Source organism: Kineococcus auxinigenes (assembly GCF_050871525.1).
Lineage (GTDB): Bacteria > Actinomycetota > Actinomycetes > Actinomycetales > Kineococcaceae > Kineococcus.
This window is the reverse complement of record NZ_JBKBCT010000104.1, coordinates 1-10675: the sequence shown is the minus strand read 5'-3', so window position 1 is coordinate 10675 and position 10675 is coordinate 1. Positions and strand designations below refer to the sequence as shown.

Sequence of the window (10675 nt, the reverse complement as noted above, 5' to 3'; positions counted from 1 at the left end):
GGCGTCGACCGCCATGCGGATCGCCCGCTCACGCAGCTCGTCGGGGTACTTCCTGGGTGCAGCCATGGAGACCATCATCCTCTCGAAGGCGTTGTTTGGAGGTCTCCATCAAACCCGGGCCTTGACACGTGCCAGGCCTCACGGCAAGCAGTCGCCGGCCTGGACCTGGACGAGGTGCTGCCCGGCAACCGCCGCGGTCCACTGCCGCTGCGCTGGGTCTACCTGCACGTGCTGCGCGAGCTCGCCCAGCACTGCGGGCACGCCGACATCCTGCGCGAGCAGCTCCTGAGCGAGCGGGCGGGCGACTGACTGCTCATCCCGCGCTGGGCCCGTGTCTGCGGGTCTGCGTGCTCATGACGATGTCGGTGCTTCGCGCTGGAGAGCGGTAGCAACTCTCTCCCGCAGCAGCTGGAACGGTCGCTCGCCAGGCCCTCCTGCGTTCCGTCGTGTCATCACCCGACGCACATTGATCAGCGACTCAGCGCTGGTGAACTGGTCTCGTGTCAGGTCAAGTTCGACCCCGCCGGCGGTCACGTTCCAGTGGTGCACGCCCTCCACCCGGCCCTCGTACTCGACGTCGGCGACCATCAGGTCGCCACCCAGCAGCTGCTGCAGGACCAGAGCGCTCGTTCCGCACTGACCTCGCGAGGGCTGCCCGCTGCCCCGAGCCATGTAGTCAGCCGAGGCGAAGGAGGTGTCGGGTCCCCACGACGCACGCACTGCGGCTTCGATCGCGCTCAGGGTCAACGTCGGCATGGAAGGCATCGTGCCGCACAGGGACGAGCACCGGCTCCGCCTGCCCACGCTCGCTGACGATCTTCCGGTCATCCCGCGTTGGGTGCGCGATCACAGCCGGACGTTCACCTGTCCAAGCGGTACAGGACCGGGTGCGCCGCGGTCCGGTGCTCGGCGAAGGTGCGCAGCACGAAGCGGCGGAAGCTGGGCCTGAAGATCAGCGCAGGCAGAACATCGCGCAGGTGGTCCCAGCGGCAGTGGTTGATGAGGCTGTACCCACCTGCGGGCCCTATCGGGCGCAGCACGGTGGAGTTGTCCAGGCCTGTCTGCTGCTGGAACCAGCCCGCGGTGTACTGCCAGGCGTACAGGTTCTCCTCGGTGTCCTCGGCGCTGAAGTAGTTGAACAAGAAGATCCCCGCCCGCTCGTGCTCCACATCGGCGATGCGCCGGACGTTGCTGCCGGCGAAGACCAGCGTGCAGGCCCCGCAGGCTTCCAGCCGTGCGCGCAGACTGGCGACCTGCGCGGTGCGTAGCTGGGCGGCGGCGGTGGCGGGGTCACGCGTCTGCACCAGCAGCACCGCATCCAGGACGGCGTTCGGGGGAAAGCTCAGGGCAGGGCCCGGGGCAGCGCCGCAAACGGCACTGTCGCTCTGCGAGGCCCGTGATCGCCCACTGCCCGGCGGACGCAGGACCGCGCGGAAGACGTCCGCGCGTTCGATGCCCTCCTCCAGGCGCAACACCTCGGCGGTGGCGTGCAGCAGGGCCAGCAGGATGCGCCGGCGGGCGCTGGGCAAGGCGGCAGGCAGTGCCCAGGAGCCGGAGCTGGCGCCGATGTAGAGGTAGCCGGCCGTGGAGGGCTCGATCAGGCGTGCCCGGGTCCATCGCCGCACTCTCTGCGTCCCTGCTCGCGTCCCTGCTCGCGTCCTTGCTTGCTCCCACGGTTGCCGCCCCGTGCGGCCCCGCAGCACCGGTTGGTCGTCGACTCGGTGAAGGGTGGGCATGGGGAGAGCGTCCACCGGGGTACCCGCTACCTTCAACGCTGATGAATAGAAGGCGCGGACGACCACCCCGCAACCCCAGCAACTCGAGCGAGCCCGTCGGCCCCAGCACCCGGGAACGCATCCTGCTGGCCGCCCGCTCGCGTCTACTGAGCCACGGCTACACCGGCACCACCTTGCGCGCGGTGGCCGCCGACGCGGAGGTGGACGTCGCGCTGATCAGCTACTACTTCGCCTCCAAGCGCGGCCTGTTCAGCGCGGTGATGAGCCTGACCCTCAGCCCACCGCAGGTGCTGGCCGCCGCTCTGGAAGGAGATGCAGCGCAGTTGCCGGAGCGGTTGCTGGCCGCGGTGAGCGCCGCGTGGGAGGACCCCGACAGCGGCCCGGCGCTGCGCGCTCTGGTGGTCATGGCGCTGGAGGAACCCGCGGTGCTGCGCGCTGTCGTTGAATTCCTGGAGCAGGAGGTGATCGCCCGCCTGGCCGAGCAGATCGGGGGGCCACAAGCCACCGCCCGCGCCGGCGCCGCCGTCACCACCCTGGCTGGGGTGATCTTCACCCGGTACGTACTGCGTCTGCACCCTGCGGCCGGCGCCTCACGGGAGCAGCTGATTCGCCACCTCGCCCCCGCGATCCGCGCCAGCCTCACCAGCCCGCGGCTGCGCTGACCAAACCCGTCGGACCTGGCTGAAGCACCGCCACTCGAGGCAGCAAACGCTCGGTCACACCGATGGCCAGGGCCGGCTCCAAGAGGTCTACCGGAAAGATGCTGAACGTGAGTCCCAGGGCAGACGCGATCGAGCTGAGCCAGGCAGAGCTGCGCGACGTCACCAGCTTCGCCGCCACCTGCGCCCGCACCGCCCTGACCCTCTTCGAGGACGAGCACCCCCACGACCCACGCCCCCGGGAAGCGATCGAGGCCGCCGAGGCCTTCGCCGCCGGCGGCCGGCGCGGCGCGGCCCTGCGCACCACCGCCTGGGCGGCACACCGAGCCGCCCGCGAAGCCACCCCACCCGCAGCCCGGGACGCTGCGCGAGCCGCCGCTCACGCCGCGGGCAGCGCCTACCTGCACCCCCTGGCCGACGCGCACCAGGTCAAGCACGTCCTGGGCGCAGCAACCCACGCCGCCCGTGCCCTGGAGCTGGCCGGCGGCGATGACCGCTCGGTCGGTGAAGGGGAGGTCGTACGGGCCCAGCGCGAGGCCCCACCGGGAGTCCGCGCCGTGCTGAGCAGGTTGCCGCCGGCTCCCGCGGGTGGCGGCAGGGTGGGTGAGCTCATGCGCCGTCTGGACTGGGCGCTGCGCGGGTGACGGTAGGCCAGCGACCTTCCGGTCATCCCGCTGGCTAGGACGTCGAGGACCGCCCTCGTCTCTCGATGATCGAGCAGTAGGCATCGTGGAGTGAAGCCGTGAACAACCCACCCGAGACGACAGTCGCCGGCACACGATGAGCTCGTGCAGCGGCAAGGCCACGACCACCACTCACGGGCGACTGAAAAGCGCGGCATCTCGAAGACCCAACGCTGGGTCAACGTCTTCGTCCTCGTCGTCGCCGTGGCGTGCGTACCGTTCTCCGCGGGCTTCTACTTCCTGGCGCCCTTGACAGGCCCCCTGCACGTCGCTGAGACGTGTGAGCGGCGACTGCGCGAGCCGATGGTCCGCTTCGATGAGCAGCTCTTCCCGCTGATCCGCAAGACGTGCATCGGTGAGAGCAGGCGAGTGCAGGTGGTCTCGCCCACGGTCGCCCTCCCGGCAGCAGCCACCTTGTCGGTAGGGGTCGGTGGGGCGCTGTACCTGTGGCGGACGTGCCGCCGGCAGCAGTGCGGGTAAGGAACGCAACGGCGGAATCCACCCCGACCTGCCGATGAGCACCACCAGCGAAACGACGACCAAGCCCATGCCCACTCCATGCGCTGTCACCATCACCGCTCGCTCCCAAACCGCGGAATGGAACCGCCGCAAGCCGTCGCGATCATGCTGACCGCACGTGGCCGTGAGGAACACCTGTGGTGCATGGCCGTGAGCCAGGCTCGTGATCTGAAGCCCGCTCACGGTGCCACCACGTGCGGTGGCGCCCTTCGCGCTCGTCGCCTCCCAGGTCCTCCATCAAGTCCTGCCCGATACCGCTCATGGTCGCCGCAAGCGACTGCCACACTGGGTGGGTGCCCGTTTCGACGCTCGCCCTTGGCGAGGTGGTCCTGGGGCTGGCGGCGCTGCTGCTCTGCCTGAGCCTGCGGGTAGCTACACGCGGAGAAGTGCGCCACCACCTGACTCTCGGCGCCGTCTGGGCCGGCGTGGGACTTGCCGCACCGTTGATCTACCTCTCCTTCGGCTTACCCGGGGTAGGTGATGCCGCGTTTCTCGAGGTCGACGGCGGATTCATCCTTTTCGCGTTCCTCTGGATCGGCTTGATGTTCGGCGTTCTCGTAGCGGTTCCACTGTGTCTGCTAGGCGTCGTTTCCCGGCTGATGCGGGCGCGGTATCGCGCGCGCAACGGCAATACAAGCCCTTGCGGTCCCTAGGGATGACGTAAGGTCTGCTGTTCGCTCGCGCGGCGGTGCGTGTGGTCTCTGTCCGATGTCATCTGCACACTGCGCGCGACTTCACGGTCATCCCGCGGTGAGTGCGCGCTGTCGGAACGCCGGCGCCCGCAACCAGTCTCCCTCCACGCAGCGCCCCGCAGCAGGTGAGCACCACGCTTCCTCGTGCCCGCTGCGCTGCCGAGGCGCCCCTCGACGCACGCTCGGCACGCTCAGGCGGGCCGGCAGTCCTCGAAGGTGCGAAGCGCCGCCACGTCCGCGCACTGCAGGTGCTCCCACTCCCCGGAACCGAAGGAGTCGGCGGTGGCGTCGATGAACACCTCCACACCCCCACCCCCGGGCGCCCGGCGGTAGTACGTCGTGATCGGGTCCCCCTCCGTGGTCGGACTCGTCACCCGCACCTCCGCACCGTCGCGCTGCGCGTGGGCGCTGAGCAGGCACGCCTCCCACGGCGCCGCTGTCGTCTGCTGTCCCGACACCTGCTCCGATGCCTGCCCCTGCGCCACCGTCACCGGTGGGCACCGCGGGTACGGCTCCCGGTCGGTGAACGCCTGCGGCGGGCGACCCGAGGCGGTCAGCTGCCAGATCACCCACACCAGCATCGAGCCGGCGAAGAGCATCAGCGCTACCACGAGCACCGCACCGAGCGATGGTGAGCGACGCGCGGACGCCTTCGGCGCTTCAGTCTCCACGCTTCCAGAATCGATGGGCCGAGCAGCTGGCAAGGGCCCTTCCACGAACTTCGCATGATCAGCGAACCGTGCACGCACATGGCGCGCTGCGCATGACGTCGCGGTCATCCCGCGCTCAGCGCGCGATCATGGACGCCAGCGACGTAGCGCACTTGCCGATGGCCACGCGCTCACACGTGGCGCGCCACGACAGGTTCAGTGCTCCCGCAACGTCAACGTCAGCAGCACCTCCCCGCGCCGAGGGCTGCCACGAGTGCCCCACTCCACAGGTGCCGTCACGGTGAAGGACGTCTGCCCGGCGAAGCTGCCGGTGATGTCCGGCCAGACCCACCACCCGTCGAACGGCCACAGAAGCCCCCCATCGTCCGGGTCGCGGCGCAGTACCTTCGGGCGCGGCTCCCACGCTTGGCCACCCGAAGCGCTATCGAGCACCAGAGCCGCACCACCCGACGTCACCCGCTGCGAGACCGTCCGCGCCACGGCATAGCGGCTCTCCACCGAAGGCCCAGCGAAATCCACGCTCACCGGGAAGGGCCACTCGCGAAGGTCTTCCAGCTCGTCCTGCTCGTGTTGCAGCGGGTAGCTGGAAGCTGCCACCAACGCCACTCGCGGCAGCGGCAGGTCAGCGCCAGTGCCCTGTATGCGCACGGATGCTCTGACGGACAAACGCGCTGTGCTGGCCATGCAGCACAGGCTGCCCGGAAGGACGGGCCTGCGGTGCCGATGCTCACCAGATCACGCGGACCAGGGATGCGTCCGGTCATCCCGCAGACCTTGCACGCTCGTGCCGGTAGTCCCCGCGTACCACCAGTGCGTGCACGAGGATGCCGGGCATGGCTGTCGAAGCTGTCGTACGTGAGTGGCACTCGGAAGAAGGGTGGGGAGTCGTTGACTGCCCGCAGACACCGGGCGGGTGCTGGGCCCACTTCTCGCACGTAGCGATCACCGGCTACCGACAGCTGCATGCCGGGCAGGCGGTGGCGCTGGAATGGGAAGCCGGTGACCAAGACGGCTTCGCCTACCGCGCCGTGCGGCTGTGGCCCACCGACAGCGACCCGGTGGAACCCCTCGCCGAGCACGACAGCGGGGCCTACCGCAGCACGCTGACGCTGCGCTTCGACGAGACGGACTGACGACGGCAGAAGTGCTCGGTCATCCCGCATCCGGGCGGGGCGCCGGCAACCGCCGACATCTTCTCGCGCTCGGTACGTGGTGACCGAGGGCCAGAAGATCACCCAAGACGGTGCATCCTCACGCCGGGCCGCTCACGACGTCCAAGGGACAGCGACCGCAGCTCAGCTCGTGGCGAGGTGCAGCAGAACTTCCCCGGCAGCACCCAGCGGCAGCACCAGCAGCAGCCACGCCGCCGCCGCCCGGACGCCCCGGACGGGCGCGCTGGCCGCCTTCGCGGCCGGCGCGGTGGCCCCCAGCACCACCACCAGCAGGAGACCCAGGGTGCAGAAGAGGACCGCGTCAGCGGTGTAGCGCAGGTAGATCCCGTAGCCGACAGCACCCTCGGCGAGGAAGACACCACCCAGCAGCGCCGCCCCCAACGCCGCCCACCGCAGCGAACCCACACGGCGCCAGCACCACCCGGCTACACCCAGGACCGGCCCGCCGACCACACCCGAGACGGCCCACAGCACCACCATCGCGGGGTTGACCCCGAAGCCACGCAACGCGGAGATGGCGTAGTAACCGGCAACCTCACCGAAGCACACCAGGATCCCGGCCAGGGCAGCGACCCACCAACGCCTGCTCCACGCCCCCACCAGGAAGGCCGGGGCGACCCAGGGACCGACTGCGTTGGCCAGCCCAGCGAGGGACCCGGGCAGCACCGTCTGCAGGCCGGAGGTGGCCGCCCCCCACACCAGACCGACCAGTACGGCCGCACCGAGCACCAGTGCGACACCGAGAGAACCGTCCGAACCGACGCGTCGGCTGACCGAGGCCCCAGCAGGGCGCGGCGAGCTCGTCGTGGCGGCGGAATCACTCATGGTCGAACACTGACGCACCGCAGACGGCCTGACGTCACCACGGGGTCTGATCATCAGCGCTGAGCTCGTCATCCCCGGGGATGACCGCTGATCCCCGGACTTCACGGTCATCCCGCGGACGGTGCGCGGTCAGGGCCAGTCGGCGACTTCGCGGACTTGTCGAAGGCGCGCGTAGCGCTGGGGACGTGCAGCGGCTGGAAAGGGACGTCGCGACCTGCATGACCCGCATCTACGCTGCCCCCGTGATCAACGAGCCGGTGAGCCAGGAGGCGGTGACAGCGCTCATCGAGGCCGCCCGCACCGCCATCCGCGAACACGGCGACGGCAACGTCCACACCGTCGCCGCAGCCGTCCTGGACGAGCGCGACGGCATCCACGTCGGGCTGAACCTCTACCACTTCACCGGTGGCCCCTGCGCCGAACTGGTGGCCCTGGCCCGTGCCCGCGCCGCCGGCGCCCGAGCTCCCCGCCTCATCGTCGCCGTCGGCGATGACGACCGCGGCGTGCTCGCCCCGTGCGGGCGAGACCGGCAGGTCCTGGCCGACTACTACCCGGCCATCTCCGTCGTCGTCCCCACCCCTGAGGGTTCACACCTGGTGGGAGCCGAGGAGCTGCTGCCGTACACCTACCGCTGGCAGGCGCAGCAGATCCAACGCCTGCGCTTCCGCGCCTGCCACCTGTCTGCGGTCCGCGACGGCAGCAAGCGCGTCACCCTGCGCTTCGATGACCCCGTGCAGGTCGGTCCAGCACTGCTGGTCTTCGAGTCCGACGACGTCGGCGACGCGGTCACCCTGGCGGGCCGGATCACCTCCACCACCACCAAGGCCGTCAACGAGATCAACGACGAAGAGGCACGAGAGGACGGCTTCGCTGACGCGGCCAGCGTGCTGCCCGGCTTGCGGGGCTACTACCCGGACCTGTCCAGCGACGACCACGTCGTCTTCGTCCGCTTCGACGTCGACGAAAGCTGACACGGATCTGGGGACCGCACGGTCATCCCGCGATAAGCGCGCTCAGCTGACCCCGGCGTCCCTGCCGGCCCGTGGGCCGGGCCGCCGCGCGCGACTCGTCACGGTCACGCCTGGCCGCGGCCAGGTCCTCGCGCAGCCCTCGTGCGCGTTCCTGCTCCACCAGCCGCTCCGCTGCGGCGTCCAAGCGGGCCTGCAGAACCTCCCGGCCCGCGGCCACCACCGAGCCAAGGCGAACAGCAGCAACGGGAGGCGGGTCTGCCCAGGACTCGCGCCCCTCTACTTCTCAGCGGGCCCAGACGACTGGCTGCGCGCAACGAACACCACTCGCGTCACCGTCGCGCCTCCCAAACCCACCAGCACAGCCCCAAGTGCCGTTCCATCGATCACCAGGACGAGGCCGATGACGGCGGCGATGAGCGCTACCCCGACCACGATGAGCTGGGGCAGGGTGAAAGCGACCGCGTTCGTCCTGACGAGGTAGGGCCGACGTCTTGTCATACGACGATCATGTCGGATGAGCCCCCTCCAGGCGACGCTCCGGTCATGCCGCGTAGTGCGCGCGATCATGACCGGCTGAGACGTCCGCTCATACTTGATGTGTGGGTGATCCCCGCACCGTCACGACCACCGTTGACGGCCCGGAGCAGCAGCATCCGTCCTACGCTCCCGCCGTGGACCAGGACACCCTGCGCGCAGCCGTCGATGCCGCTTTCAAGCAGGACCCGGCGTCCACGGCGACCTGGCCGGACCCCCACTCCGACCACGAGCCCGCCCCGGAGGAGTACTCCCGCTGCCTGGACCCCGCCAAGTACCGCATCCTCACCGCCCGGGCCAACGCCTGGACGCGGGTCCTCACCGAGGCAGGACTGGCCACCCTCGAGCCCATCGACCTCACCCGCGAGGAAGACACGTGGCGCGACGGTTCTCCCTCGGGCATCGCCCCCGTCCGTGCTCACCGACTGCGCCCGCACGAGCAGAGCGCTGTCCCCCTGGTGCTGAGCTTCCGCGGCTTCGACGGCCCCGACGACAACCTCGTCACCCTCAGCGCCGGGCAGCCCGCCGTCCCCCTGGCCACTGAGCCCGCCTGCGGGTGCGACGCCTGCGACGACGGTTCTGAACACCTCTTGACCGAGCTCGATGAGCACGTCCTCGGCGTCGTCACCGGTGACTTCGTCCACGTCAGCACCCCCCGCCTCACCGCCTTCGGCAACAGTCACGGCTGGCAGGCCAATGCCACCGACGACGACAGCGACGGTCTCGGCGACGTCGAGCAGCTGCTCGAGGACGCCCGGGCAGGCCGCTCACCGCACCGCGTCGTCCACGGCGCCAGGTGGTGGTGACGCCCACTCCACTGCCCGAGTGCCTCAGTCCCGGGGACTGCCGCATTCCGTAGCCGATCGCACGGTCATCCCGCGGATGGTGCGCGGTACGAGGCCCCAGGATGGCGCCGTGAAGCGAGGACACCTGCACCACCTGGAGCTGTGGAGAGACGACGCCACCGCCGCTGAGGGGCCCTGGCCCTGGCTGCTGCAGCGCCTCGCTTGCTCCCGAACGGACACCTGGGCCACCGGCTGCACCTGGTCCCTCGACGCGACATACGTGGTGCTGGAGTGAGGCGCTGCAGCACGGGTGGCGACTGCTGTTCGCTGACTCGCACCCTCACGCCGGTGGGCCCCAGCACTACGCCGCCTTCCTCGAAGACGGCGCCGGCTTCGAGGTCGAGCTCGTGGCCGAAGAGCCCCAAACGATGGACTGACGACCTCACGGTCATCCCGCGGACAGCGTGCGATCAGGAACTGCCGGCGACTTCACGGTTCTGCCGATGACCGGGCGGCGATACCGGACCGCTGCAGCGGGCGCCCACGCCCCGCTGCCACGATCCCGAAGCTGAGCACTGGATGCCATGCTCCTCAGATGGAGGAGCCCTACCGCCCCGTCGCCCTGCGGGTCATGGCGGAGTGGGTCGAGCAGGACCCAGTCTGGGACGGCGACATCGACCACATGGGTCCAGTCGACCCGACCGAGTTCGGTGCCAGCGACGTGCTCGTCGAACAGCTCCGGAGATGGAATAAGCGCTCCAACGCTCTGGAGGAGACCGGCCACGACTGGCTCGACGCCGAGCAGGTGCAGGCCTGGCGAGACGAGGGCTTGAGCTTGGCCTACCAGCTGCAGAACGAGCTGCCCGATATCGAGATCAGCTACGTCCACGACGGTGATGATCGGCCCTTACGGCAACGCCGCGGTCGTTGAGGGCAAGCGTCTGACCTACCGGTCACCCCGCACTCAGTGGTCGGCCCCCGCGTCGTCGAGCAGCTTGGCGCCGGCTCCGTCCTTCTCGGCCACCTGCCGCTCCAAGGCCCGCGCGATGCGCTCTTGCGCCTCGGCTGAGCGCGTCATGGTCGCCCGCAGTCGCGTCAGGTAGACGACCAGGCACACGAAGAGGACCAGGTTGACGATGCCTGTGATGTCGGTCATCGCGTGATCGTTGCAGCCGGGCGGCGCTGCATGCGACCGCACGGTCATCCCGCCGTCCGCGCGGTCGGACGCCGCGCCCGCACCGCCAGGCGACGCGCGATTGGCTGCAGTTCGCTACGGTGACGAGGTGATCAAGCTTCAGGGATAAGAGCGACCGGCAGTAGGCGGACCGGGCAGGGTGGCTCAAGCACTCGGTGAGGGTCTGGCGTGTCACGGACCCAGGCGAGCACGGGCCCCGGTGATCATGGAGTTCTCTACGCTTCAAGATCACC

The 10675-nt window shown here is 69.8% G+C and carries 15 protein-coding genes and 1 pseudogene; 10 read left to right on the top strand and 6 right to left on the bottom strand.

Features of this window, described 5'->3' with window-relative positions; genetic code table 11:
• Positions 1 to 123: 123 nt before the first annotated feature.
• Positions 124 to 309, top strand: a pseudogene (locus ACRYR9_RS18705) (mycothiol transferase); the annotation flags it as partial.
• A gap of 42 nt (positions 310 to 351) precedes the next feature.
• Here the strand turns inward: ACRYR9_RS18705 and ACRYR9_RS18700 are convergent.
• Positions 352 to 756, bottom strand: a complete 405-nt coding sequence (locus ACRYR9_RS18700) for a YunG family protein (RefSeq protein WP_432498797.1) — start codon at positions 754 to 756, stop codon at positions 352 to 354.
• Between the two features lie 104 nt (positions 757 to 860).
• Positions 861 to 1625, bottom strand: coding sequence for a hypothetical protein (locus ACRYR9_RS18695; RefSeq protein ID WP_432498794.1), 765 nt, complete (start codon positions 1623 to 1625; stop codon positions 861 to 863).
• Between the two features lie 152 nt (positions 1626 to 1777).
• Here ACRYR9_RS18695 and ACRYR9_RS18690 point away from each other — a divergent pair, with 152 nt between their 5' ends.
• The 4 genes from ACRYR9_RS18690 (at position 1778) to ACRYR9_RS18675 (ending at position 4250) form a co-directional block, all read left to right on the top strand.
• On the top strand, positions 1778 to 2398 hold the full coding sequence (locus ACRYR9_RS18690) for a TetR/AcrR family transcriptional regulator (RefSeq protein ID WP_432498791.1): 621 nt from the start codon (positions 1778 to 1780) through the stop codon (positions 2396 to 2398).
• Positions 2399 to 2496: 98 nt separating this feature from the next.
• Complete coding sequence (locus ACRYR9_RS18685) at positions 2497 to 3039, top strand: putative immunity protein (protein ID WP_432498789.1); 543 nt, start codon at positions 2497 to 2499, stop codon at positions 3037 to 3039.
• A gap of 144 nt (positions 3040 to 3183) precedes the next feature.
• A complete protein-coding gene (locus tag ACRYR9_RS18680) occupies positions 3184 to 3558 on the top strand; it encodes a hypothetical protein (RefSeq protein ID WP_432498786.1) in 375 nt (124 codons plus the stop codon).
• A 332-nt stretch (positions 3559 to 3890) separates the two neighbouring features.
• Positions 3891 to 4250, top strand: a complete 360-nt coding sequence (locus ACRYR9_RS18675) for a hypothetical protein (protein ID WP_432498783.1) — start codon at positions 3891 to 3893, stop codon at positions 4248 to 4250.
• 230 nt (positions 4251 to 4480) lie between these two features.
• On the opposite strand, the gene ACRYR9_RS18670 is transcribed toward ACRYR9_RS18675, so the two are convergent.
• Positions 4481 to 4906, bottom strand: coding sequence for a hypothetical protein (locus tag ACRYR9_RS18670; RefSeq protein ID WP_432498781.1), 426 nt, complete (start codon positions 4904 to 4906; stop codon positions 4481 to 4483).
• 249 nt (positions 4907 to 5155) lie between these two features.
• Positions 5156 to 5644 (bottom strand): hypothetical protein, encoded by a 489-nt coding sequence (locus ACRYR9_RS18665; protein WP_432498778.1) that lies wholly within the window; start codon positions 5642 to 5644, stop codon positions 5156 to 5158.
• 149 nt (positions 5645 to 5793) lie between these two features.
• On the opposite strand from ACRYR9_RS18665, the gene ACRYR9_RS18660 reads away from it, so the two are divergent.
• On the top strand, positions 5794 to 6093 hold the full coding sequence (locus tag ACRYR9_RS18660) for a S1 domain-containing protein (protein WP_432498775.1): 300 nt from the start codon (positions 5794 to 5796) through the stop codon (positions 6091 to 6093).
• Between the two features lie 162 nt (positions 6094 to 6255).
• Here ACRYR9_RS18660 and ACRYR9_RS18655 read toward each other — a convergent pair whose 3' ends face one another.
• Positions 6256 to 6957 carry a DUF6518 family protein gene (locus ACRYR9_RS18655; RefSeq protein WP_432498772.1) on the bottom strand — a complete coding sequence of 234 codons (702 nt, stop codon included), beginning with the start codon at positions 6955 to 6957 and terminating at the stop codon, positions 6256 to 6258.
• 242 nt (positions 6958 to 7199) lie between these two features.
• On the opposite strand from ACRYR9_RS18655, the gene ACRYR9_RS18650 reads away from it, so the two are divergent.
• From ACRYR9_RS18650 to ACRYR9_RS18635, 4 genes are all read left to right on the top strand, one after another.
• Complete coding sequence (locus ACRYR9_RS18650; RefSeq protein WP_432498769.1) at positions 7200 to 7928, top strand: ASCH domain-containing protein; 729 nt, start codon at positions 7200 to 7202, stop codon at positions 7926 to 7928.
• 671 nt (positions 7929 to 8599) lie between these two features.
• Positions 8600 to 9268, top strand: coding sequence for a DUF6226 family protein (locus ACRYR9_RS18645; protein ID WP_432498767.1), 669 nt, complete (start codon positions 8600 to 8602; stop codon positions 9266 to 9268).
• 109 nt (positions 9269 to 9377) lie between these two features.
• Complete coding sequence (locus ACRYR9_RS18640) at positions 9378 to 9542, top strand: hypothetical protein (protein WP_432498764.1); 165 nt, start codon at positions 9378 to 9380, stop codon at positions 9540 to 9542.
• Between the two features lie 300 nt (positions 9543 to 9842).
• A complete protein-coding gene (locus ACRYR9_RS18635) occupies positions 9843 to 10178 on the top strand; it encodes a hypothetical protein (RefSeq protein WP_432498762.1) in 336 nt (111 codons plus the stop codon).
• A gap of 33 nt (positions 10179 to 10211) precedes the next feature.
• On the opposite strand, the gene ACRYR9_RS18630 is transcribed toward ACRYR9_RS18635, so the two are convergent.
• Positions 10212 to 10403 (bottom strand): hypothetical protein, encoded by a 192-nt coding sequence (locus ACRYR9_RS18630; RefSeq protein ID WP_432498759.1) that lies wholly within the window; start codon positions 10401 to 10403, stop codon positions 10212 to 10214.
• Between the last annotated feature and the right edge of the window lie 272 nt (positions 10404 to 10675).

Coding starts and splice junctions, on each gene's coding strand:
- ACRYR9_RS18700 (WP_432498797.1), bottom strand. CDS start 756: ATGCCGACGTTGACCCTGAGCGCGATCGAAGCCGCAGTGCGTGCGTCG.
- ACRYR9_RS18690 (WP_432498791.1), top strand. CDS start 1,778: ATGAATAGAAGGCGCGGACGACCACCCCGCAACCCCAGCAACTCGAGC.
- ACRYR9_RS18685 (WP_432498789.1), top strand. CDS start 2,497: ATGCTGAACGTGAGTCCCAGGGCAGACGCGATCGAGCTGAGCCAGGCA.
- ACRYR9_RS18665 (WP_432498778.1), bottom strand. CDS start 5,644: ATGGCCAGCACAGCGCGTTTGTCCGTCAGAGCATCCGTGCGCATACAG.
- ACRYR9_RS18660 (WP_432498775.1), top strand. CDS start 5,794: ATGGCTGTCGAAGCTGTCGTACGTGAGTGGCACTCGGAAGAAGGGTGG.
- ACRYR9_RS18655 (WP_432498772.1), bottom strand. CDS start 6,957: ATGAGTGATTCCGCCGCCACGACGAGCTCGCCGCGCCCTGCTGGGGCC.
- ACRYR9_RS18635 (WP_432498762.1), top strand. CDS start 9,843: ATGGAGGAGCCCTACCGCCCCGTCGCCCTGCGGGTCATGGCGGAGTGG.
- ACRYR9_RS18630 (WP_432498759.1), bottom strand. CDS start 10,403: ATGACCGACATCACAGGCATCGTCAACCTGGTCCTCTTCGTGTGCCTG.